At 68.0% G+C, this 22978-nt stretch carries 15 protein-coding genes and 5 tRNA genes; 2 read left to right on the top strand and 18 right to left on the bottom strand.

The window, feature by feature from the left end; translation table 11 throughout:
* Positions 1–19: 19 nt before the first annotated feature.
* The 16 genes from WMF14_RS02470 to WMF14_RS02395 all read right to left on the bottom strand — a co-directional run bounded on the left by WMF14_RS02470 (position 20) and on the right by WMF14_RS02395 (position 17298).
* On the bottom strand, positions 20–2260 hold the full coding sequence (locus WMF14_RS02470) for an HD domain-containing phosphohydrolase (protein ID WP_272097524.1): 2241 nt from the start codon (positions 2258–2260) through the stop codon (positions 20–22).
* A gap of 396 nt (positions 2261–2656) precedes the next feature.
* Entirely contained in the window at positions 2657–6940 is a 4284-nt protein-coding gene (gene rpoC, locus WMF14_RS02465; protein ID WP_437798566.1) for a DNA-directed RNA polymerase subunit beta', read from the bottom strand.
* Positions 6941–7081: 141 nt separating this feature from the next.
* Complete coding sequence (gene rpoB, locus WMF14_RS02460; protein WP_437798565.1) at positions 7082–11218, bottom strand: DNA-directed RNA polymerase subunit beta; 4137 nt, start codon at positions 11216–11218, stop codon at positions 7082–7084.
* 366 nt (positions 11219–11584) lie between these two features.
* Entirely contained in the window at positions 11585–11974 is a 390-nt protein-coding gene (gene rplL / locus WMF14_RS02455; protein ID WP_272097522.1) for a 50S ribosomal protein L7/L12, read from the bottom strand.
* A gap of 99 nt (positions 11975–12073) precedes the next feature.
* The gene (gene rplJ, locus WMF14_RS02450; protein ID WP_012233043.1) at positions 12074–12604 is read right to left on the bottom strand and encodes a 50S ribosomal protein L10; all 531 of its coding nucleotides are present in this window, start codon (positions 12602–12604) and stop codon (positions 12074–12076) included.
* Between the two features lie 3 nt (positions 12605–12607).
* Positions 12608–13318 carry a 50S ribosomal protein L1 gene (rplA, locus tag WMF14_RS02445; protein ID WP_272097521.1) on the bottom strand — a complete coding sequence of 237 codons (711 nt, stop codon included), beginning with the start codon at positions 13316–13318 and terminating at the stop codon, positions 12608–12610.
* Between the two features lie 141 nt (positions 13319–13459).
* Positions 13460–13903 (bottom strand): 50S ribosomal protein L11, encoded by a 444-nt coding sequence (gene rplK, locus WMF14_RS02440; protein WP_272097520.1) that lies wholly within the window; start codon positions 13901–13903, stop codon positions 13460–13462.
* A gap of 117 nt (positions 13904–14020) precedes the next feature.
* Positions 14021–14551, bottom strand: coding sequence for a transcription termination/antitermination protein NusG (gene nusG / locus WMF14_RS02435; protein ID WP_012233040.1), 531 nt, complete (start codon positions 14549–14551; stop codon positions 14021–14023).
* Between the two features lie 30 nt (positions 14552–14581).
* Entirely contained in the window at positions 14582–15211 is a 630-nt protein-coding gene (secE, locus tag WMF14_RS02430) for a preprotein translocase subunit SecE (RefSeq protein ID WP_437798564.1), read from the bottom strand.
* An 87-nt stretch (positions 15212–15298) separates the two neighbouring features.
* Positions 15299–15371: transfer RNA gene (locus tag WMF14_RS02425), tRNA-Trp, on the bottom strand.
* A gap of 29 nt (positions 15372–15400) precedes the next feature.
* Positions 15401–15571: a 50S ribosomal protein L33 gene (gene rpmG, locus WMF14_RS02420; protein ID WP_012233038.1), complete on the bottom strand. Its 171-nt coding sequence runs from the start codon at positions 15569–15571 to the stop codon at positions 15401–15403.
* Between the two features lie 9 nt (positions 15572–15580).
* Entirely contained in the window at positions 15581–16771 is a 1191-nt protein-coding gene (gene tuf / locus WMF14_RS02415; protein WP_012233037.1) for an elongation factor Tu, read from the bottom strand.
* 52 nt (positions 16772–16823) lie between these two features.
* Positions 16824–16899, bottom strand: a tRNA-Thr gene (locus WMF14_RS02410).
* Between the two features lie 16 nt (positions 16900–16915).
* Positions 16916–16988: transfer RNA gene (locus WMF14_RS02405), tRNA-Gly, on the bottom strand.
* Between the two features lie 74 nt (positions 16989–17062).
* Positions 17063–17144: transfer RNA gene (locus WMF14_RS02400), tRNA-Tyr, on the bottom strand.
* 81 nt (positions 17145–17225) lie between these two features.
* Positions 17226–17298: transfer RNA gene (locus tag WMF14_RS02395), tRNA-Thr, on the bottom strand.
* Between the two features lie 761 nt (positions 17299–18059).
* Between WMF14_RS02395 and WMF14_RS02390 the strand changes: the two genes are divergently transcribed.
* Both WMF14_RS02390 and WMF14_RS02385 read left to right on the top strand, forming a co-directional pair.
* Positions 18060–19871, top strand: coding sequence for a serine/threonine-protein kinase (locus WMF14_RS02390; protein WP_437798563.1), 1812 nt, complete (start codon positions 18060–18062; stop codon positions 19869–19871).
* Between the two features lie 220 nt (positions 19872–20091).
* Positions 20092–20352: a hypothetical protein gene (locus tag WMF14_RS02385; RefSeq protein WP_437798562.1), complete on the top strand. Its 261-nt coding sequence runs from the start codon at positions 20092–20094 to the stop codon at positions 20350–20352.
* A gap of 313 nt (positions 20353–20665) precedes the next feature.
* Here WMF14_RS02385 and WMF14_RS02380 read toward each other — a convergent pair whose 3' ends face one another.
* Positions 20666–22141, bottom strand: coding sequence for an MXAN_5187 C-terminal domain-containing protein (locus tag WMF14_RS02380; RefSeq protein ID WP_437798561.1), 1476 nt, complete (start codon positions 22139–22141; stop codon positions 20666–20668).
* Positions 22142–22146: 5 nt separating this feature from the next.
* Positions 22147–22896, bottom strand: a complete 750-nt coding sequence (locus WMF14_RS02375; protein WP_437798560.1) for a hypothetical protein — start codon at positions 22894–22896, stop codon at positions 22147–22149.
* Positions 22897–22978 lie beyond the last annotated feature (82 nt).

Here is a 22978-nt window from a genome sequence, read left to right as displayed (position 1 = left end):
GGCCTCCAGCGCGACGCGCCTAGGACAGGGTCCCTTCGTCGAGGCGGCGCATCCCTTCGAGCAGCAGCGCCTCCGGTGACGCCGTGATGCTGCGGGTGCTGGGCGAGAAGCTCGGGTCGAGGCGGAAGTCGCCCTCCCGGAGCGTGAGCATCCGGTAGAACGCGTCCTCGCCCTGCGCGCCGGCCCAGAGCGCATGGACGACCTGCCCGTCGGCGAAGTGGATCTCGCCGGCCATGGAGTTCGCCTGGATCTTGAGCGCGCACGTCTTCCGGCCGTGCCAGAGGATCTGGATCATGTCCGGCAGGCCCATCTCGGCGAGCGAGCCGGACACGCCGCGGGGGACGGCGGTCGTCGAGCGCCGCTCGATGAGCTGGCGGAGCTTGGCGGCCATGACGTCGGTCGACGCCGGCTTCGAGACGAAGTCGTCGACGCCGAGATCGAAGGCGCGCTGGGCGGTCTGCCGGTCCGTCTTCGCGGTGAGGATGACCCACGTCTTGTCGCGGCCGAAGCCGAGCTTCAGGGCGTCGGCGCGGAGCGCGAGGCCGGCGTCGGGCTCCTCGAGGTCGATCTCGCTGACGACCACCTCGATGTCCTTCGTCTCGAGCTCGCGGCGCGCCTGCGCCACGTTGCGCGCGATCGAGACCTCGAAGCCCTGCTCGAGCAGGCGCAGCTCGAGCACCGTCGTCTCCTCGGGATCCGGGTCGACGATGAGCGCCTGGTGCCGATCGGAGAGCAGCTTCGCGCGCATGTCGTCGCCGGTCATGACCTGGCGGAAGAGATCGACGATGTTCGGATCGAAGATGGTGGCGCGGTACTGGGCGAGCACGTCGCAGGCCTCCGGCGGGCGGAGCGCCTTGCGGTACGGGTTGCGCGGGTTCTGCGTGAGATCGGCGTAGGTGTCCGCGACCGCGAGGATGCGCGCGCCGAGCGGGATCTCCTTGCCCGACAGGCCATCGGGGAAGCCGCTGCCGTCGTAGCGCTCGTACATCATGCTGATCGCCGAGACGACCTCCTGCGGCAGCCCCACCGACTCCATGAGGTGCGCCGGAAGATCGACGCTCTTCGTCGCGGCGAGCCGGTGCCCCTCGTACTCGGCGACGTTGAGCGCCGTGAGGTGGTACGGGCCGTTCTTGCCGAGGTCGTGCAGGTAGGCCGAGGCCACGTAGCTCGCGACCGTCGTCGGCGGCAGACCGATGCGCTCGCAGAGCTTGCGCACGATGCGAGCGACCGTGGACGAGTGGCCTCGAAGGTCCTGCCGCGCGTTCTCGAGCAGGCTCACGAGGACGTTGAGCGTCTCGACGTACGCGTGGGTCGTGGTCGGGTGCGCCGGCGGCGGGGGCGGCGCCACGGCGACCGGCGCGGAGATCGGGGCGGGAGCGACCTGCTGCTGCGGAGGCGGCGAAGGAGGCACCGGCGTGGGCGGCGGGCCGGCCGGGGCCACCCGGGGCGGCGCGGAGGGCGCCCGCATCACCGCGGGCACCTGCGGCGCCGTGACGAGCGCCGCCGGTATTGGCGCCGCCTGCGTGGGCGCCGCAGCGTGCGCCGGCTGCGCGTGCATCGCCTGCGGGTGCATCGGCGCCGCCTGCGTGGGCGCCACGTGCGCCGGCGGCACGTGCATCGTCTGCCCGTGCGGCGGCAGCGGGACCGCCGCGGGCACGTGCGTCATCGACGCGCGCTCGTGCGTGATCGACGCGCGCTCGTGGGTCATCGACGCGCGCTCGAAGGGGTTATTGCTGTTGGTGTAGAGGATCTCGTCGAACGAGTTGACCGGGCGCAGCAGCGAGCTGAACGCGGTCGTGTCGCCCCGGTAGTGGTACGCGATGGCCGCGCGGACCGCCGCCGGCCTGGCGACGATGGCGCGTACGTCCCGCACGCCCGCGGCGAGCCGGATCTCGTGCAGCGCGACGTCGTTGTCGGGATCCGCGGTCGCGACCGACAGCGTCGTGTTCCGATCGTCGAGCAGGACCGGGAAGACGCCGTGCAACGTCGCGGTGATCGCCGAGACCTTGGCGAGCACGCGGGGCTCGATGATCGCCTTCGAGAGCTTCTCGGTCGAGACGAAGCGGGTGTTGTGGACGGTCGCGATGAACTTCAGGAGCTCGGCCTCGTTGACGATGTCGAGCTCGATGATGGCGTCCTCGATACGGCCGCGCGTACGCATCGCGTACTCCACCGCACGACGGTGATCGTCCGGGGTGATGCGCCCCTCGAGGACGAGGCGATCGGCAATCCGCTGGTTCAATCCTTGAACGGAAGCCATCGAAACCCTGATTCTACCCAGAAATTGGAGGTGGCGCGCCCAAGAACCCTCGCGGAACGGGAGCACGCGGGGAGAGCTGGCCAGCCGCTAGCGGCGTATACAGCCATGGGGTGCGCTCGAGGAATGAGAGCAGAGCTCGGCGCGGCGCGCGAGCCCCGTGAGCGCTCCAGCCGACGCCGGTTGGCTGGCGATGCCCGCTCGACCCGATACGCTGCGACGTGGAAGTGAAGACTGACCCCGGGTGGGCGCGCACGCCACGTCCGGCGCGGCCCGCCAGGTGGGTGAGCCTGGGGCGAAGCGGAAGACGCCTCCCGAGACGCCGCAAACGCGCTTCGGGAGATGGGCGGCGCGCCCGGGGTCGGGGTTGAATCCCGCCCTGGGCGCGCCGGCAGGAGATCACTCCTCGTTCACGGCCGTGAGCGTCTCCTCGGGACGCGGCCGCGGGGCGACGTACGGCGCTTGCGCCACCGGCTCGCCCTCGACCACGACCTGGAGGCGCTTGTAGGCGGGCAGCCCCGTCCCGGCCGGGATCAGGCGGCCCATGATGACGTTCTCCTTGAGACCGCGGAGATCGTCCGTCTTGCCGTTGATCGCGGCCTCGGTGAGCACCTTGGTCGTCTCCTGGAACGACGAGGCGCTGATGAACGACTCGGTCGACAGGCTGGCCTTGGTGATGCCGAGGAGGAGCGCCTCCGCGATGGCGGGCTTGCCGCCGCGCTCGAGCACGGTCTCGTTCTCCTTCTCGAAGATGTGCTTCTCGACCTGCTCGTCGACGAGGAAGTTCGTATCGCCGACCTCGCGCACGCGGACCCGCCGGAGCATCTGCCGGACGATGACCTCGATGTGCTTGTCGTTGATGCCGACGCCCTGGAGCCGGTAGACCTGCTGGATCTCGTTCACGAGCCAGGCCGACAGCTCCTTCTCGCCCTTCACCCGGAGGATGTCGTGCGGGTTCGGCGGGCCGTCCTGGAGGGGGTCGCCCGCGCGCACCCGGTCGCCCGGCTGCACCTGGATGTGCTTGCCCTTCGGGATCAGGTACTCGCGCGCCTGATCGCCGAGCGCGTGCCCGTCCGGCGAGTACGGCGTGATGATGACCTTCCGCTTGCCCTTCGTGTCCTTGCCGAAGTTCACCTCGCCGTCGATCTCGCTGATGATCGCGTGATCCTTCGGCTTTCGGGCCTCGAACAGCTCGGCGACGCGGGGCAGACCACCGGTGATGTCCTGCACCTTCGTCGTGTCGCGCGGGATCTTGGCGATGACCTCGCCGGCCTCGATGATATCCCCCTCCTGCGCGACGATGTGGGCGCCGACAGGGAGCAGGTAGCGCGCCTCGAGCTCGCTGTTCGGGAGCTTCAGCGTCCTGCCCGACTCCGGGTCCTTCAGCGAGATGCGCGGGCGGACGTCGGCCGCCTTCGACTCGATGACGACCTTTCGCGAGAGGCCCGTCACCTCGTCGAGGCGATCCTGGACGCTGACGCCCTCGATGAGGTCGCCGAACTTCACGACGCCGGAGACCTCGGTGAGGATCGGCGTCGCGAACTGGTCCCACTCGGCGAGCAGCTCGCCGGGCTTGGTGCGCTCGCCGTCGGCCTTCTTGAGGATGGCGCCGTAGACGAGGCGGTTGTGCTCGCGCTCGCGGCCCGTCTCGTCGACGACCACGATCTCGCCGTGGCGGTTCATGACCACCATGGTGCCGTCCTTCTTCTTCTGGACGACCGCGCGGCGGAGACGGACGGTGCCCTCGGTGCGGGCCTCGAGGTAGCTCGCCTCGATCTTGCCGCGCGCCGCGGTGCCGCCGATGTGGAAGGTGCGCATCGTGAGCTGCGTGCCCGGCTCGCCGATCGACTGGGCGGCGATGATGCCCACCGCCTCGCCGATGTTGACCCGGTAACCGCGGGCGAGGTCGCGCCCGTAGCACAGCGCGCAGACCCCGCGGCGGAGCTGGCACGTGAGCACCGAGCGGATGACGACCTCCTCGATGCCGGCGTCCTCGATGGACCGCACCGCCTGCTCGTCGAGCTCGGTGTTCGCCGTGATGAGCACCTCGCCGGTGAGCGGGTCGACGACGTCCTCCAGCGCGACGCGGCCGAGGATGCGGTCGCCGAGCGGCTGGATGACCTCGCCGGCCTCCTCGAGCTTCGCCACGCGGATGCCGTCGAGCGTGCCGCAGTCGAACTCGGAGATGACCGCGTCCTGCGCCACGTCGACGAGACGCCGGGTGAGGTACCCCGAGTTCGCCGTCTTGAGCGCCGTGTCGGCGAGCCCCTTCCGGGCGCCGTGCGTCGAGATGAAGTACTGGAGCACGCTGAGACCCTCGCGGAAGTTCGCGGTGATCGGCGTCTCGATGATCTCGCCGGACGGCTTGGCCATCAGGCCGCGCATCGCGGCCAGCTGCCGGATCTGCTGCGTGGAGCCGCGCGCGCCGGAGTCGGCCATGATGTAGATGGGGTTGAAGCTCGGCTCGATCGACTCCTTGCCGGTCTCGTGATCGACGACCGTCTCCTTGCCGATGCCGCCCATCATCTCGGTCGTGACCTGGTCGGCGATGCTCGCCCAGATATCGACGATCTTGTTGTACCGCTCGCCGTCGGTGATGAGCCCCTCCTGGTACTGCTCGACGACGCGCTCGACCTCCTTCTGCGCCTCGCCCAGGAGGACCTTCTTGGCCGCCGGGATCACCATGTGATCCATGCAGATCGAGATGCCCGCCCGCATCGCGTGGTCGAAGCCGAGCGTGCGGAGCCGGTCCGCGAGGAGGACGGTCTCCTTGTTGCGGTGGATGCGGTAGCAGACGTCGATGAGCGCCGAGAGCGCCTTCTTGTCGAGGGTCTTGTTCGCGTACTCGAACGCGACCCCCTTCGGGAGGACCTCGGAGATGATGACGCGGCCCACCGTGGTCTCGACGATGCGGCGCTTCACGTGGCCGAACTCATCGAGCTGCGGGTTGCCGTCGTCGTCGATGATCGGGACGCGGACGCGGACGCCGGCGTGCAGCGCGACCTCGCCGTTGTCGTAGGCCATCCGCACCTCCTCGGGGGAGGCGTAGATGCCCCGCAGGTAGCCCTGCGCCACGCCGTCCTCGCCGAAGGCGAGGGTGTCCGCGCGGTACGACCCCTTCTCGAACTTCCGCTCGCGGGTCGCGTAGTAGAGCCCGAGCACGATGTCCTGGGTCGGGTTGATGATCGGCTTGCCGCTCGCGGGCGAGAGGATGTTGTTCGTGCTCATCATGAGCACGCGCGCCTCCATCTGCGCCTCGACCGACAGCGGCACGTGGACCGCCATCTGGTCGCCGTCGAAGTCGGCGTTGAACGCCGCGCAGACCAGCGGGTGCAGCTGGATCGCCTTGCCCTCGATGAGGACCGGCTCGAACGCCTGGATGCCGAGGCGGTGGAGCGTCGGGGCGCGGTTCAGGAGCACCGGGTGCTCGCTGATGACCTCCTCGAGGATGTCCCAGACCTCCGGGCGCTCCTTCTCCACCATCTTCTTGGCGCTCTTGATGGTGTTGACGTAGCCGCGCTCTTCCAGCTTGTTGTAGATGAACGGCTTGAAGAGCTCGAGCGCCATCTTCTTGGGCAGACCGCACTGGTGCAGGCGCAGCGTCGGGCCCACGACGATGACCGAGCGGCCCGAGTAGTCGACCCGCTTGCCGAGCAGGTTCTGGCGGAACCGGCCCTGCTTGCCCTTCAGCATGTCGGAGAGCGACTTGAGCGGGCGCTTGTTCGGGCCGGTGATCGTCTTGCCGCGACGGCCGTTGTCGAACAGCGCGTCGACCGCCTCCTGCAGCATCCGGCGCTCGTTCCGGATGATGATCTCCGGCGCGTTCAGCTCGAGGAGCCGCTTCAGGCGGTTGTTGCGGTTGATGACGCGGCGGTAGAGGTCGTTGAGATCGCTGGTCGCGAAGCGGCCGCCGTCCAGGGGGACGAGCGGGCGCAGATCCGGCGGGAGCACCGGGATCACGGTCAGCATCATCCACTCGGGCCGGTTGCCGCTCTCGCGGAACGCCTCGACGACCTTGAGCCGCTTCGCGAGCTTCTTCCGCTTGGCCTCGCTGGTCGCGGCGCGCATCTCCGTCCTGAGCAGCTCCGCCAGGCCGTGGACGTCGACCTGCTTGAGCATCTCGAGGATCGCCTCGCCGCCCATGCCGGCGCTGAACTTGTCGTCACCGTACTCGTCGAGGAGCTGCAGATACCGCTCCTCGCTCAGGAGATCGCCCCGCATGAGGCCAGTCTCCTTGGGATCGATGACGATGTACGCCTCGCAATAAAGCACCTTCTCCAGGTCCTTGAGCGTGATGTCGAGCATGTTGCCGATGCGCGACGGCAGGCTCTTCAGGAACCAGATGTGGGCGACCGGCGTGGCCAGCGAGATGTGCCCGAGCCGCTCGCGCCGGACCTTCGACTGGATGACCTCGACGCCGCACTTCTCGCACACGATCCCACGGTGCTTCATGCGCTTGTACTTGCCGCAGTTGCACTCGTAGTCCTTCACAGGCCCGAAGATCTTGGCGCAGAACAGACCATCGCGCTCCGGCTTGAACGTCCGGTAGTTGATGGTCTCCGGCTTCTTCACCTCGCCGTGCGACCACTCGCGGATCTTCTCCGGGCTCGCGAGCGAGATGCGGATGGCGCTGAACGACAGCGGGTCCTTGGGCTTCTCGAAGAAGCTGAAGATGTCACGCATGGAGACCTCCGGAGACAGAAACGAAACCGATGAACCTGTCCGCGCCCACTGCTTGAGCGCTCGGGAGCGCGCCGCCCGCGCGGCGCGCCTCCCCTGCCGTCACCGAAAAGGCGCGCGGCGCTCGTGACGTGACGAACTGCATCACTCCTCTTCCTCCGCGGCCGACGCCTCCACGCCCGCGCTCGTCTCGACCAGCTCGACGTTCAGGCACAGCGACTGGAGCTCCTTGATGAGCACGTTGAAGCTCTCCGGCAGCCCCGCCTCCAGGGTGTAGTCCCCCTTCACGATGGCCTCGTACATCCGGGTGCGGCCCATCACGTCGTCGCTCTTCACCGTGAGGAACTCCTGCAGCGCGTAGGCCGCGCCGTAGGCCTCCATCGCCCAGACCTCCATCTCGCCGAGCCGCTGCCCGCCGAACTGCGCCTTGCCGCCGAGGGGCTGCTGCGTGACGAGCGAGTACGGCCCGATCGAGCGAGCGTGGATCTTGTCGTCGACCAGGTGGTGGAGCTTCAGCATGTACATGATGCCCACCGTGACGTTCTGATCGAACGCGTCGCCCGTGCGCCCGTCGAAGAGGATCGCCTGGCCCGAGGTCGGGAGACCCGCGAGATCGAGGGCGCCCTTGATGTCCGACTCGTGCGCGCCGTCGAACACCGGCGATCCCATGAAGACGCCCTCGTCGACCGTCTTGACGAAGCGCTTGACGTCGCCGTCGTCGAGGTTGTCGAAGAAGCCGTTCATCGTCTCGTCGCCCGCATAGATGGCCTTCAGGTGCTCCTTGATCTCGGCGCTCGCCCGCTGCTGCTCGATCATCCGCTGCAGCTGGTTGCCGAGCTCGAAGGCGCCCCACCCGAGGTGGATCTCGAGGATCTGGCCGACGTTCATGCGGCTCGGCACGCCGAGCGGGTTCAGCACGAGATCGACCGGCCTGCCGTCCTGCAGATACGGCATGTCCTCCTCGGGGAGGATGCGGCTGATGACGCCCTTGTTGCCGTGGCGGCCCGCCATCTTGTCGCCGACCTGGAGCTTGCGCTTGATGGCGATATAGACCTTCACCATCTTGATGACGCCCGGCGGCAGCTCGTCGCCCTTGGAGAGGCGATCGATCTTGTCGCGGAAGTGCTCCTCGCGCGTGCGGACGAGCTCCTCGAGGTCGCGCAGGATCTGCTGGACCCGCTCGGCGTCGTCGACGGGGATCTCCCCCCAGTACTTGCGGGGGATCTCGGCGAGCGAGGGCTCGTCGATGATGGCGCCCTTCTGGAAGAGCACCTTGCCCTTGTCGTCGACGAGCTTGCCCGTCGTCTCCTTGCCGAGGAGGAGCTCGCGGATGCGGCGGAAGAACGAGTCGCGGAGGATCTTGATCTCCTCGTCGCGCGTCCGCTCGATCCTGGCCCGCTCCTGATCCTCGATGTCCCGCGCGCGATCGTCCTTCTCGGTCCCCTTGCGCGAGAACACGCGGGCGTTGATGACGATCCCGCCGACGCCGGGCGGCACCTTGAGCGAGCTGTCGCGGACGTCCCCGGCCTTCTCGCCGAAGATCGCCCTGAGCAGCTTCTCCTCGGGGGAGAGCTGGGTCTCGCCCTTCGGCGTGATCTTGCCGACCAGGATGTCGCCCGGCCGCACCTCGGCCCCGATGCGCACGATGCCGGAGTCGTCGAGGTCCTTGAGCGCCTCCTCGCCGACGTTCGGGATGTCGCGGGTGATCTCTTCCTTGCCGAGCTTCGTGTCGCGGGCGACGCACTCGAACTCCTCGATGTGGATCGAGGTGAACACGTCGTCCTTGGCGATGCGCTCGGAGACAAGGATCGAGTCCTCGAAGTTGTAGCCCTGCCACGGCATGAACGCGACGAGCACGTTCTGGCCGAGCGCGAGCTCGCCCATGTCCGTCGACGGGCCGTCGGCGAGCACGTCGCCCTTCTTCACCACCTCGCCCGTCCTGACGACCGGCTTCTGCGTGTAGCAGGTCGACTGGTTCGAGCGCTGGAACTTCATGAGGTGGTAGATATCGGGCACCTCGGCGCCCTCGCCCTCGGCGCGGACGACGATGCGCGTCGCGTCGACGCTCTCGACGACCCCGGGGCGCCGCGCGATGACGCAGACGCCGGAGTCGCGGGCGAGCCGCTCCTCCATGCCGGTGCCGACGAGGGGCGCGTGCGACACGACGAGGGGCACGGCCTGACGCTGCATGTTGGCGCCCATGAGCGCGCGGTTCGCGTCGTCGTGCTCGAGGAACGGCACGAGCGCGGCGGCGACCGACACCATCTGGTTCGGCGCGACGTCCATCAGCTCGACCATCTCGGGCGTGACGATCTTGAACTCGCCGTTGTAGCGGGCCGAGACCAGCGACTCCTTGAAGCGACCGCCCTCGTCGAGGTTCACGGTCGCCTGCGCGATGTACTTGCCCTCCTCTTCGAGCGCGGAGAGCCAGATCACGTCCTCGGTCACCCGGCCGTTCTCGACCTTCCGGTACGGCGTCTCGACGAACCCGAACTCGTTCACGCGGGCGAACGTCGACAGCGAGGCGATGAGGCCGATGTTCGGCCCTTCCGGCGTCTCGATCGGGCAGATACGGCCGTAGTGGGTCGCGTGGACGTCGCGCACCTCGAACCCGGCCCGCTCGCGGGTCAGGCCGCCCGGGCCGAGCGCCGAGAGGCGGCGCTTGTGGGTGACCTCCGAGAGCGGGTTGGTCTGGTCCATGAACTGCGAGAGCTGGGAGCTCCCGAAGTACTCCTTCACGACCGCGCTGACCGGCTTCGCGTTGATCAGATCGTGGGGCATGAGCGTGTCGATCTCCTGCGACATGCTCATGCGCTCCTTGATCGCGCGCTCCATGCGGACGAGGCCGATGCGGTACTGGTTCTCCATCAGCTCGCCGACCGCGCGCACGCGGCGGTTGCCGAGGTGGTCGATGTCGTCGACCGAGCCGCGCCCGTTCTTGAGCTCGATCAGGTGGCGCACGGTCTCCAGGATGTCCTGGGGCGTGAGCACCGTGAGATCGAGACCCGGCCGCTCGTCCTCGGGGACATCCCGGTAGAACTTGTAGTTCAGCTTCAGCCGGCCGACCTTCGACAGGTCATAGCGCTCGGCGTTGAAGAACAGGTTGTGGAACAGGGTCTTGGCGGTCTCGAGCGTCGGCGGATCGCCCGGCCGCAGCCGCCGGTAGATCTCCAGGATCGAGTCCTCCATCGTCTTCACCTTGTCGGTGAGCAGCGTGTCGCGGAGGTACGAGCCGACGTTCAGGCCGTCGATGAAGAGGATGCGGAACTGCTCGATGTTCGCGTCGCGCAGCCGCTCGAGCTTCGCCTCGGTGAGCTCCTCGTTCACCTCGACCACGACCTCGCCGGTCTCCGGGTCGACGATGTCGTGCGCCGCGACCTTCCCGACGAGCTCCTCCGGCTCGAGGCTGAGCCGCTCGAGCTTCGCCTCCTTCATCTTCCGGATGGCAGCGCGGGTGAACTTGGTGTTCTTCTTGACGATGACGTCGTTGCCGATCTTGATGTCGCGCGTCGTCCGCTGACCGGCGAGGAGATCGTACTCGATGCTCTTCGCGTACTTGCCACCCTTCTCGAGGTACACGGTCTCGGTCGAGTAGAAGTAGTTCAGCAGGTCCTGGGTCGAGTACCCGAGCGCGCGCAGGAGCACCGTGGCGTGCATCTTCCGCCGGCGATCGATGCGAACATAGATGATGTCCTTCGGGTCGAACTCGAAGTCGAGCCACGAGCCGCGGTACGGGATCACGCGCGCGGAGTAGAGCAGCTTGCCGCTGGAGTGCGTCTTGCCCTTGTCGTGATCGAAGAAGACGCCGGGGCTCCGGTGCAGCTGGCTGACGACGACGCGCTCGGTGCCGTTGATGATGAACGTGCCCGTCTCGGTCATCAGCGGGAGCTCGCCGAAGTAGACCTCCTGCTCCTTGATGTCGCGCACGATCCGCTCCCCGCCGTCGCGGGTGTCGTAGATCATCAGCTGGTTCGTGACCTTGATCGGCGCCGAGTAGGTCATGCCGCGCTGGCGGCACTCATCGACGTCGTACTTCGGCGGCTCGAGGTTGTACGAGACGAAGACGAGCTCGCTCGTGCCGTTGAAGTCTTTGATCGGGAAGACCGAGCGGAACACCGCCTGCAGCCCGACCTCCTCCCGCTCGTTCGGCGGAACGCTCATCTGGAGGAATTTGTCGTAGCTCGACTTCTGGATGTCGATCAGGTTGGGGACGTCGATGATGCGACGAACGCGACCCAGGTTCTTACGGACGCGGAAGTTGGATTGGACGACCGACGGCATCGATTTCCTCCGGCTCACACGAGCCGTGCGGGGCGGGCGCACGGCTCGAACCGAGCAACGAACACGAAGCTACGCACGAATGGCGAGCGAGCGTCCCCAGGGAATGAGGACCCAAAACATCTTGGCTGTGGGGGCAGAGCGGACCGCGTGGCGACCCATTGAGCTCCGACGTTGGCCGAGGACCCGCACCCGCGGTCCTCTTCAGAGTTGACCGAGGACCCGTACTCGCGGTCCTCTTCAGCGTTGCGCGAGGGCCCGCATCCGCGGTCCCGTTCATCAGACAAAAGCCGGACGTGCGGCAGGGACGACCGCCCCTGCCGCCGTCCGCCGGCGGATCCCGATTTCCCTAGCAGGGAGCGGTGATCGTTACTTGAGCTCGACGGTAGCACCTGCCTCGACGAGCTTCTTCTTCATCTCCTCCGCGTCCGCCTTGGAAACCTGCTCCTTGACGGTCTTCGGCGCGGCCTCGACCAGGTCCTTCGCCTCCTTCAGGCCCAGACCGGTGATCTCGCGGATCGCCTTGATGACGCCGATCTTGTTGCTGCCGGCGTTCGCAAGGATGACGTCGAACTCGGTCTGCTCCGGGGCCTTCTCGGCCGGAGCGGCGCCGGCCGCGGGGCCGGCGGCGACGGCCACGGCCGCGGGGGCAGCCTTGACGCCCCACTTGTTCTCGAGGTCCTTGATGAGCTCGGCGATCTGGATGACAGGGAGGTTGGAGAGGTAATCGACGACCTGCTCGCGCGTGATCTCAGCCATTGCAAGACTCCTTCAAACTCTTCTGCGCGCCCCGGGGAGGGGGCCCATGTAAACCAAAACCAGACGGGCGCAAGGCCCAATTGATACGAAAGCGCCCTCTCAGGCCTGCTTGCCCGCTTCCTCTTCCTTCGCCTTCAAGAGATAGGCGAAATTCTGGAGAGGCGCGTTGAGCTGCTGCACGAACTGCTGGAGCGGCGCCTGCAGCGTCGCGAGCAGCGTGGCACGAAGCTCATCCTTGCCGGGCATCGTCGCCAGCTGCGTCTCGACGGCGTCGCCCGAGAGGATCTGCCCCTCGATGAGCCCCGCCTTGATCTGCAGCTTCTGGTTGTCCTTGCGGAACGCCTTGACGACCTTGGCTGCCGCGCTCGGATCCTCGTAGCTCCAGGCCACACCGGTCATGCCGGTCAGGCTCTTCGAGAGGGTCTTCGCCCAGGGGTGCTCCTTGATGGCGTGGCGGACGAGCGTGTTCTTCACGACCCGGTACTCCACGCCGGACTTCCGGAACTCATCGCGAAGCTTGGTGACCGCCTCGACGTTCATCCCCTTGAAGTCCAGGAAGACCGCGGAAGACATCCGCTCGAACTTCTGCCGGACGGAGCCGATCAGCACTTCCTTCTGGGACCGTTCCATGGGCTACGCCTCCTCCGTCTTGCCGATGAAGTGGACCGGGTCGATGCGAACCCCGGGGCCCATCGTGGAAGACAGCGTGATGCTCCGGAGGTAGATGCCCTTGGCCGTCGCCGGCTTGGCCCGGACGAGCGCCTGGATGAGCGCGTCCGCGTTCACGTGGAGCGCGTTCTCCGCGAAGGAGACCTTGCCGATCCGCGCGTGCACGATGCCCGCCTTCTCGACGCGGTACTCCACCTTGCCGGCCTTCGCCTCCGAGACGGCCGTCTTCACGTCGAACGTCACGGTCCCGACCTTCGGGTTCGGCATCAGGCCGCGCGGACCGAGGATACGGCCGAGCTTGCCCACCAGACCCATCATGTCGGGCGTGGCGATCACGCGATCGAAGTCCATGAAGCCTTCCTGGACCTTGTTCACGAGATCCGCCTCGCCGACAAAGTCGGCGCCGGCCGCCTCGGCCTCCTTGGCCTTCTCACCCTTGGCGAAGACCAGGACCCGGAGCGACTGCCCCGTCCCATGCGGCAGCACGACGGCGCCGCGGACCATCTGGTCTGCGTGCCGCGGGTTGACGCCCAGCCGGACCGCGAGGTCCACCGTCTCGTCGAACTTGGCGGGCGCCGCTTGCTTCACGAGCGCGCACGCCTCCTGCAATGTGTACTTTCGCGCGCGGTCGACGACTGCCCGCGCTGCGACTTTCTTTTTGGCGACTTTCGGCACATGCCCTCCTTCTTAACGGCTCTCGCCTCCCACGGTGCGCCTGAAACTACCGTGGTAAGTCTTGCTTCTGGCCCGCCGGGCGCCCCTCGGGGCGCCAGCGCGGCGGGCGGCGCATCCCCGACGGCGGGGAGCGCGACCACCTCAGTCGACGACGTCGATGCCCATCGAGCGCGCCGTGCCCGCCATGCTGCGCATCGCGGACTCGAGGTTGGTCGTGTTCATGTCCTGCATCTTGAGCTGGGCAAGCTCCTGCAGCTGCTTCTGCGTGACCTTGCCCACCTTGACCTTGTTGGGCTCCTTGGAGCCCGCGCCCGGCTTCTTCTTCGTCTCGAGCCCCGCCGCCTTCTTGAGGAGCACGGAGGCCGGCGGCGTCTTCATGATGAACGTGAACGAGCGGTCCGAGTAGACCGTGATCACCACCGGGATGATCATGTCCCCCTGCGCCGCCGTCCGCGAGTTGAAGTCCTTGCAGAACGCCATGATGTTGACGCCGTGCTGGCCGAGCGCCGGACCGACGGGGGGCGACGGGTTGGCCTTGCCCGCCGGAAGCTGCAGCTTCACGTACCCTGTGACTTTCTTCGCCATGATGAATCTCGCACCCTATCGAACCGCCGCCCGACGGGCGGTCTACTATTCAGAGAAACAGCGAAGCACCGCGGAGGCGCGGTGCTCGCCCGCAGGTTTGCAGCCGTCCGTTCCCGGCTAGCGCTTCTCCACGGCTGAGAAGTCGAGCTCCACGCTGGTGGGTCGGCCGAAGATGCTGACCTTCACCTTGAGCTTCTGCTTGTCCATCTTCACGTCGTCGACCGTGCCGGTGAAGTTCGCGAAGGCGCCATCGAGGACCCGCACCTCCTCACCCACCTCGAACGTGAGCCGCGGCTTCGGCTTGACCGCCCCTTCGACGATCCCCCGCCGGAGATTGTCGATCTGAACGATCGGGACCTCCTGCGGCGTCTGGTTGCCGATGAAGCCGGTCACCTTGGGGGTGTCCTTGACCAGGTGCCAGACCTGCTCGTTCATCTCCATCTCCACGAAGATGTAGCCGGGCAGGCTGAGCTTCTGACGCACGCGGGTCTTACCGCCGGGACGGTTCTCCGTGACCGTCTCGCTCGGGATGAGGATCTCGCCAAACCGATCTTCCAGGCTGTACTGCTTCACGCGCTGCTGGAGCGCGTCGCGCACCTTCGCCTCGTATCCCGAGTAGGTATGGATGACGTACCACTTCTTGGCCATGGCGCTTGATTCCCTCAGGATCTCCCTGCTTCAGCTTCCATCGCCGTAAACGATGTTGGTCACGAATGCCCAGAAGCGGTCGAGCAGCGCCAGGTAGAGGGTCGCCACGGTGGTCGTCGCGATGACGACGAACGTCGCATTCGTCACCTCCTTCTTGGTCGGCCACTTCACCTTCGCCAGCTCGGCGGCGACCTCGTCGCTCCAGGCGCGGAGCTCGGCGTTGCGGAACGCGCGCAACACGACGATCAGCGCGACGACACCGCCGGCAATCATGCCGTACGTCGTCTTGTCGTCGTCACCCACCGCGGAGAGCGCCGGAAGCGTCCGGCTGAACCAGTCCTTGTTGGCCAGGGTCGCCCAGACGCCATGGACGACCTTGCCAAGCAGGTAGGCGAGCAGCATCCCCGCGGCGAAGAAGCCGGCGAGCACATAGCGCTCCGAGCCGAGCTGAGCAGCCGCGACCTCTTCGTCCTCGGCCTCATCGGCCTCGTTCGACTCATCGGCCCGCTGCGCCTCGGCGTCCTTCGCGTCAGCAGCCCCCGTCCTCTCGCTCTGCGCCACGAGGGACGAGTCCTCGGCGGGCGAGCTCGGTCCGGATTCTTCCGGCTCCTCGTCCTCCGCGACCTTCGGCGGCTGCTTGTCTTTTTGACCCTTCGCCATAACAACACCAAACGCGCCGACCCGCGGCAGACAGAGGCCTGCTCGGTGGGGATCCAAGGGCGGCCATGGGGCACCCACATCCCTCGGCAGGGGCAGAGAGGCTCGAACTCCCGACCTGCGGATTTGGAATCCGCTGCTCTACCAACTGAGCTATACCCCTAGAATCGCTGCGCCTTCCTGAGCACCCGTTCACTTCGTCTCGTCGTGAACCGTGTGCTTCTTGCACTGCTTGCAGAACTTCTTGAGCGACACCACCTGGTCCGGCGCCTTCGTGGTCTTGTAGTTCCGCGACTTGCACTCGCGGCAGGCCAGTGAGACGGCGATGCGCGCCGCACGCCACCCACCGGCCTGCTCGCCCACGTCGGCCTCCTACGCGAGGATCTTGGTGACGACGCCGGCGCCCACCGTCTTGCCGCCCTCGCGGATGGCGAAGCGCATCTGCTCCTCCAGCGCGACCGGCGCGATGAGCTCGATCGTCATCGTGATGTTGTCGCCCGGCATCACCATCTTCACCCCCTCGGGGAGGTTCACCGTGCCGGTCACGTCCGTCGTCCGGATGTAGAACTGCGGCCGGTAGTTGGTGAAGAACGGCGTGTGGCGCCCGCCCTCCTCCTTCTTGAGGACGTACACCTCACCGGTGAACTTCGTGTGCGGCGTGATCGACCCGGGCTTCGCCAGCACCTGGCCGCGCTCGATCTCTTCCTTCTCCACGCCGCGGAGCAGACACCCGACGTTGTCGCCCGCCTGCCCCTGATCGAGCAGCTTGCGGAACATCTCGACGCCGGTCACGACCGACTTCTTCGTGTCCTTGAAGCCGATGATCTGCACCTCGTCGCCGACCTTGATCACGCCGCGCTCGATGCGGCCCGTGGCCACCGTGCCGCGGCCCTTGATCGAGAACACGTCCTCGATCGCCATCAGGAACGGCTTGTCGATGTCGCGCACCGGCTCGGGGATGTAGCTGTCCAGCGCGCTGAGGAGCTGCTGGATCGTCTCCTCCCACTTCGGGTCGCCCTGCAGCGCCGGCAGCGACGCGCCCCGGACCACCGGCGCGTTGTCCCCGTCGAACTTGTACTTCGACAGAAGCTCGCGGACCTCCATCTCGACCAGGTCGAGCATCTCCGGGTCGTCCACCGCGTCGCACTTGTTGAGGAACACGACGATGTGGTTCAGGCCGACCTGCCGGGCGAGCAGCACGTGCTCGCGCGTCTGCGGCATCACGCTGTCGAGCGACGACACGACGAGGATCGCCCCGTCCATCTGCGCCGCGCCGGTGATCATGTTCTTGATGTAGTCGGCGTGCCCGGGGCAGTCGACGTGCGCGTAGTGGCGGTTCGCCGACTCGTACTCGACGTGCGCCGCCGCGATGGTCACCGTCTTGGTCTCGTCACGGACCGTCCCGCCCTTCGCGATGTCGGCGTACGAGATCGCCTTCGCCAGGTTGCGCTTCGACTGCACCTTGACGAGCGCCGCCGTGAGCGTGGTCTTGCCGTGGTCGATGTGGCCGATGGTGCCCACGTTCACGTGCGGCTTCGTACGAGTGAATTTCTCCTTGGCCATCGAGATGTCTCCTGCCGAAATGAAGTTCGCGACTGCGTTTCGCTGTCCTCGCTGGAGCCCACCATCGGGATTGAACCGACGACCTCGTCCTTACCAAGGACGTGCTCTGCCAACTGAGCTAGGTGGGCAAACGACCGACCACGGAGCGGGCGACCGGGTTCGAACCGGCGACGTTCAGCTTGGAAGGCTGACGCTCTACCAACTGAGCTACGCCCGCGGGCTTCCGTCGGGAGTGACCCCAGCGGATCTGGATCCTGGTCGGACCGCCTTCGGAGCGTAAAGACGCCCCGGTGGAGGGTGATGGATTCGAACCATCGTAGGCATTGCCGGCAGATTTACAGTCTGCTCCCTTTGGCCGCTCGGGCAACCCTCCAGATTTTCTCTATTTATTAGATTTTGCCGACTTTGTCTCTGCCGCGACCTCCCGAACCATCGACCTGTTGCCTTGCATCGGAGCTGACGAGGGGACTTGAACCCCTAACCCCCTGCTTACAAGGCAGGTGCTCTACCGATTGAGCTACGCCAGCGGCATCCACCCGCTGCCCGTCCCCGGGCTCCGGGAAACGTGCGTGCTGACCTAGCGAAATGTCCCAAGACCGATCACTTCTGTGCGAGCAATCAACTCCCGGCCCTGCTGGATCGCCGCCTGCACGGTTCGGAGTGCCCCGACCGGGCTGGACCGCAGCGAGGTGAAGCAGTTGGTGCCGCTCACGTCGCTCCGAAGGTAGACGAGTCCCGCGAAGGGAGGAGGCTCTTAGCCCCCTGCAAGAGACGTGTCAAGCGGTGTGCATCGTTTTCGTCCGTTTCGCTGGAATCGGCTTCGAGAGCGCGGGGCTGGCCGCGCCGTCGAGGTGGGCGGTCCAGAGCACCGGCGTCCTCCAGCGGCGCCGATCTCTCTCGAGCGCTCCCGGTTTTCAAGTGCGGACGTCGAGGAGCACGCTCCCGCGGCGCGCGGAGCGCAGCGGCGCGGCCCGCGCGGGGTCGCCCGGGCCGCGTTCCCCGCGCCGAACGCCACGCGCAGCGACGGCGTGGCGCGGGCGAGCGGCTGCGTGAGCGCGAACGCAAGCGAACGCAAGCGAACGCAGACGAACGCCAACGAGGGCGAAGACCAGGACGACGAGGACGACGGGGACGCGCGCTGGCGGCGCCTCGGGCCAGCGAGAGGTCCCTTGCGCTCCGCTCGCGGCTGCTGCGATCCTGCCCGGCGCACGTTCGCTCGGGCGCGCCGCGGAGCGGCCCGAGGCGACGATCGCGTTCCGTCATGCTTCGGGGGTAGAGGTTCGATCGCATGGAATGTCCCGCTTGCCATCAGCCAAACATCGATGGGGCGCGCTTCTGCGCCACGTGCGGCGCGCTCCTCCCTGTCGCGCCGGTGGAGGCAGACCCGCTCATCGGCGCGATCGTCGGCGGCCGGTTCCGCATCATCGGCGTGCTCGGCGAGGGCGGGATGGGCCGCGTCTACAACGGCGAGCAGCCGATGGGGACGTCGGTGCGGAAGGTCGCCATCAAGACGCTCCTCTCGCAGCACGCGAAGGATCCGCAGGTGGTCGCGCGCTTCATGCGGGAGTGCGGCACGGTCAGCGAGCTCGAGCACCCGAACACCATCAAGGTCTACGACTTCGGGCAGACGAACACCGGGGAGCTCTACATCGCGATGGAGCTCCTCAACGGGCAGTCGCTGGAGACGGCGCTCGAGCGGGGCGGCGCGCTCTCTCCAGAGCGCGTCGATCGCATCATCGCGCAGACGTGCGGGTCGCTCCAGGAGGCCCACGAGAAGGGGATCGTCCACCGCGACCTGAAGCCCGCCAACATCTTCTTGACCAAGCGCGCCGGCGAGGAGGACTACGTCAAGGTCCTCGACTTCGGCATCGCGAAGCGCGACGAGCGCAGCGCAAAGGCCGAGCAGAAGCTGACCCAGCAGGGGACGGTGCTCGGGACCCCGCCGTACATGAGCCCCGAGCAGTTCACGGGGACCGAGCTCGACGCGCGGAGCGACATCTACTCGCTCGGCGTGCTGACCTACGAGATGCTCACCGGGCGCCTGCCGTTCGACGCCGACACGCCATGGGCGTGGGCGACGCAGCACATGACGGCGCAGCCGTTCCCGTTCGAGGCGGTGCCGATGGGCGCCGCGGCCCCGCCGAAGATGAAGGCGGCCGTCATGAGGGCCCTCAGCAAGAGGCGCGAGGACCGGCAGCAGTCGGCGCGGGAGTTCTACGAGGATCTCACGATCGGCGCGGGCGCCCGCCTCTCGGTGCTCGCGGCGGCGCCCCGCACGCTCGTCGGGAGCGACGCGCCGACCAGCGGGACGGCGCTCATGCCGTCGCGCTCGGGTCAGACGCAGCTCGGGGAGCCGCTGTTCGTCGCGGGGCCGCCCACGGGATCGGGACCGGTGAGGACCGTCGTCAACCAGCAGGCCCATCAGGCCCATCAGGCCGCGACGGTCATGGATCAGGCTGTCGTTCCGGCGCACCCGGCCGTGCCCACGGGCAGCGGCCAGGTGTTCCCCGCGCCGCCGCCGGCTCCGCAGAAGAGCAAGGCAGCTCCGATCCTCGCCGCGGTCGCGGCCGTCGCGGTGCTCGGCGTCGTGGGCGTCGTCATGATGACGAGGGGGAGCGGCGGGAGCACGACCGAGGAGAGCACGTCGACCGCGATCCCGCTGCCCACGGGCGCACCGTCGGTCACCGTGGCGTCGGATCCCGTGGGCACGCCCACGAGCACGCCCACCACCACCCCGGAGCCTACGCCGCCCGAGCCCAACGGCCCGGACAAGACGGCTCCGGACACCCCGAAGCACACGTCGACCCCGACGACCCCGGCCGCGACCACCGGACCCAAGGCCCCGCCGCCTGGCAACGAGAAGGCGGAGCAGGAGTGCAGGGCCGCGATCAACCTGGCGAACGGAGGCAACACGGATCTCGCGGTGAAGCGCTTCGCGGCCTGCGATGGCCCCAAGAAGGCCGAGGCGAGAGCCGCTATCAGCGGTAGCGCCAAGCGTGCGGTCGCGTCCAAGGGGTGCGCGGCGAAGTCCCACGCCTTGGCCGCCGCGCGGATCGGGGCAGGCGAGGCGATGTCCCAGCTGCCAGCGCAATGTCGGTGAAGGACGTGGGCCGGATCGAGCACAACGCCCAGAGGGTCCGGGCTGTTCCAGGCTTGCCTTGACGCCCGATTTTGAGCGGTGCTAGATCCTGCCCCGACAGTTCTGAAAGTTCAGTGCACGCCGCGCCCTGGCTTTGCTTGGTCGGCGCTTGACTTTGGAACATGGGGGAGAAGGTCGCTCACGGGAAATGGGCAGTAAGATTCGTTTGGTCGCGCCTCGAATGAGCTGGCGCGACATATGTCGATCTGAACAGTTCGCTGGGCGATGGATCGCCCTTGACAATGTCAAATACGTTCAAGGCGGTTCCCAGCCGGCCGAAGCCGACGTTGTGGACGCCGACGATGACCTGGCCGACTTATGCGCGAGGATGCGCGAGGCCGACCGCACGGCGTGTGCGATCCTCTTCGTCGAGGACGACGCCGGAGTACCTGCGCGGGTCCAGCGGCTGCCGCAGCTTTGGCGCCGCGTCGCACATCACTGATCCGCCGGAACATCCTCATCCGCCCAGCCCAGCCGTCTGACGCGGCGAGCGCCCTCGGGAGCGTCTCGGCTAGAGCGGGGCGCAGCGTCGTGAGATACGGGCTCAGCCGCTAGGCAGGCGAGTGAGGCGTACGAAAGTACGCCGCAGCGAGCCGAACGACGCGGATGAGCCCGTAGCGCACGAAACTGCACGCCGCTCTAACCGAGCTTGGCTCGGAGAGCTCGTGATCTGGCGCTCGCCGCGCCGAACGCTGCTCGCGCGTCGATCCCTGCCCTGGGATGTCGCGTCCGCCCTGCCGCCAGCCGATCTCCGGCTACTTGAGGATCGGCTTCAGCAGGGTCTTGCCGTCCTTGACGACGACATCGTAGTCGACGGACTTGGCCGGGTTCGTCGCACGCAGCTTCGCGGCCTGCGCGCGGAGGCTCTCGGCCAGGCGCTCGTAGGTGACGCCGGCCGTCGACTCACGCGCGGCGCGCTTCGTCTCGACGTACTTCGCGTAGATCTGACGCAGCCGCTGCTCCGGGAGCTCGTCGTCGCGCGCAGCAGATCGCTGCGGGGACGGCCCGGGTCGCGCGCGCACCGCGGCGTCGAGGCCGGCGCGCGCGGCCTCCGGGGGGCGCGACGGCGTCCGCGGCGCCGGGCTCCGAGCGCCGCTCGCCGCGCCGGCCTCCGCGGCAGGCGGCGCGGTGGAGCGACGGCGCCGGGCCGACGGCGGGCGCTCCGAGTGCACGCGCTCCTGCCGCCTCGCTCCCGCGCCCTTCGCCTCAGCGACCGCTGGAGCTTCGGCCGGAGGGCCGGGAGAAGGCTTGACGGGAACCGGGGGCGGCGGTCGCTTCGGAGCGGGCGGAGGCTCGGGCGCGACGTCTGCCAATACGTCCGGAGGCCCGGCCGCGGCCTTCGCCGCGTCGCCGGTCTTGGTGCGCTGAGCGCGCATCTCCGCCGCGAGCTCGGCGAGCCGCTGGCGGCTGTTCCCGCCCGCCGCGGGCTGGGCCTTCTCGACGGCAGCGCGCGCCGAGGTCTTCGCGCCCGCCGGCGAGGCCTCGACCGGCTTCGCCTCTGCCGGCTTGATCTCCGCCGGCTTCTGCTGCGGCCTGGTCAGACCGAGCCCCCGGGGCAGCCCTCCCAGCGGAGCGGGCTTCACGGCCGCGGCGGCCTGCGGCATGGCAGGCGGCGCGAGCGCGGGGCGCCCCGGCGAGCTGGCGGGCGCCGCGCTCGCCGCCTCCGGCGCGGTCAGCGGCGCGACCGCGGCGCGAGGCGCGACCTCCACGGCGGCCAGCGCGGCCAGCGATCGCTTCCCCAAGAGCGACGCGGCGGGCAAAGGAGGGGGCGCCAGCGTGACCGCCTCGTCGTCGACGTCGATCTCGTCGTGATCGCCGCCGTCATCGGCGCGGTGGACCGGCTCGCGCGCCGTCTCCTGCTGCTCGGCGAGCTCCGCGTAGCGCTCCGCCCGCTTGCGGCCGACGACCGTGAGCGCCTCCTTCGCGCCGACCCGCTTCGCTGCGCGGATGACGTCGCGGCGGTACGTGCCGTTCTCGATCTCGCGCGAGATGCGGCCCCAGTACTGCTGGAACGTGTTGTAGCGCTGGATGAGCATCTGGAACTTGAACCGGAGCCCGGTGTTCCTGATCTGCTCCCGCCGCATCACCCAGATGCGACGCTCGACGTCCTTGCGCGGGATGAGCGGCTCCAGCCGCTCGATCCCCATGAAATACTGCTCGTAGAGCGCGCGCAGCCGCTCGATGCGCGTCTCCAGCTCCTCGAGCTCCCGCTCGACCTCACCCGATTCCATCGCGGCTAGAGGGGCGTGATGCGCAGGTTGTCGAAGCAGACCGGCGCATCCCAAGCGTTGAAGCCCATGTGCTCGTGCCCTGGACCGGAGAGCGGAGCAGGGTCGCTGAGCTCCAGATACTCGACGTCGTTCACCGACCAGGAGAGGGTCCTGCCGTCACGACGCTCTATCCGGAAGCGATACGGTTGCCCCGGTGCGACCGGGCGCGCTCGGTCGTCGTCGCTGTCTGGATCCACGTCGATCTCCAGCCGATCGGCGCCATGCTCGTCGAGGCGCGCGAGCACGTGCTTGGTGTTCTTCCATCCTCCGAGGATCACGAGGTAGCTCGTCGCGTTCGTGTAGCTCGCCGCCGTCGCCCCGCTCCGACCGTCTCCCCAGAGCTCGGCCTTGAGATCGCCGTCCGGGGCCTCGGCGATGGCCTCGAACTCGATCCGGGCGTTCTGCGGCAGCGGCCGATTCAACCACACGCCGCGGTTCCTCGCGGCGCGCACGCAGAGCTGCCCCTCGTCGATCGCCCACTTGGAGCTCAGGGCGTTCCAGTCGGGGCCGAGCGCCGACCGGTTGAAGTCGTCCTCGAACACGCCCGTCCCCTGCGCTCCCTGAGCTGCACCCGCGGTCGAGGAGACCGACGGTGCGACCGTCCCGGCCGGCCGCGCGCTCGCGTCCCCCGTGGCCGGCCCTTCAGGAACACACGCCGCGCTCACGAGCAGTCCAGGCACTGCGAAGACCCCGACGGTGGCACGGCCAGAGAGCACGGAATCGATGCTAGCAGCGGCGCGCGCGGACTTCGAGGGTCGCTTCGCGGGCGCCGTCGACAGGATGGGGAGAGCGCCGCGC

Source organism: Sorangium sp. So ce693, from assembly GCF_051521375.1.
Classification (GTDB): Bacteria; Myxococcota_A; Polyangia; order Polyangiales; family Polyangiaceae; genus Sorangium; species Sorangium atrum.
Note: the sequence above shows the minus strand (reverse complement) of the source record. Positions and strands in the feature narration are given on the sequence as shown.

Excerpts from the sequence above, each read along its gene's own strand:
- rpoB (WP_437798565.1), bottom strand. The coding sequence starts at position 11,218 with ATGCCGTCGGTCGTCCAATCCAACTTCCGCGTCCGTAAGAACCTGGGT.
- WMF14_RS02385 (WP_437798562.1), top strand. The coding sequence starts at position 20,092 with ATGAGCTGGCGCGACATATGTCGATCTGAACAGTTCGCTGGGCGATGG.
- rplK (WP_272097520.1), bottom strand. The coding sequence starts at position 13,903 with ATGGCGAAGAAAGTCACAGGGTACGTGAAGCTGCAGCTTCCGGCGGGC.
- WMF14_RS02380 (WP_437798561.1), bottom strand. The coding sequence starts at position 22,141 with ATGGAATCGGGTGAGGTCGAGCGGGAGCTCGAGGAGCTGGAGACGCGC.
- WMF14_RS02390 (WP_437798563.1), top strand. The coding sequence starts at position 18,060 with ATGGAATGTCCCGCTTGCCATCAGCCAAACATCGATGGGGCGCGCTTC.
- rplL (WP_272097522.1), bottom strand. The coding sequence starts at position 11,974 with ATGGCTGAGATCACGCGCGAGCAGGTCGTCGATTACCTCTCCAACCTC.
- nusG (WP_012233040.1), bottom strand. The coding sequence starts at position 14,551 with ATGGCCAAGAAGTGGTACGTCATCCATACCTACTCGGGATACGAGGCG.
- tuf (WP_012233037.1), bottom strand. The coding sequence starts at position 16,771 with ATGGCCAAGGAGAAATTCACTCGTACGAAGCCGCACGTGAACGTGGGC.
- rplJ (WP_012233043.1), bottom strand. The coding sequence starts at position 12,604 with ATGGAACGGTCCCAGAAGGAAGTGCTGATCGGCTCCGTCCGGCAGAAG.
- WMF14_RS02470 (WP_272097524.1), bottom strand. The coding sequence starts at position 2,260 with ATGGCTTCCGTTCAAGGATTGAACCAGCGGATTGCCGATCGCCTCGTC.
- secE (WP_437798564.1), bottom strand. The coding sequence starts at position 15,211 with ATGGCGAAGGGTCAAAAAGACAAGCAGCCGCCGAAGGTCGCGGAGGAC.
- rpoC (WP_437798566.1), bottom strand. The coding sequence starts at position 6,940 with ATGCGTGACATCTTCAGCTTCTTCGAGAAGCCCAAGGACCCGCTGTCG.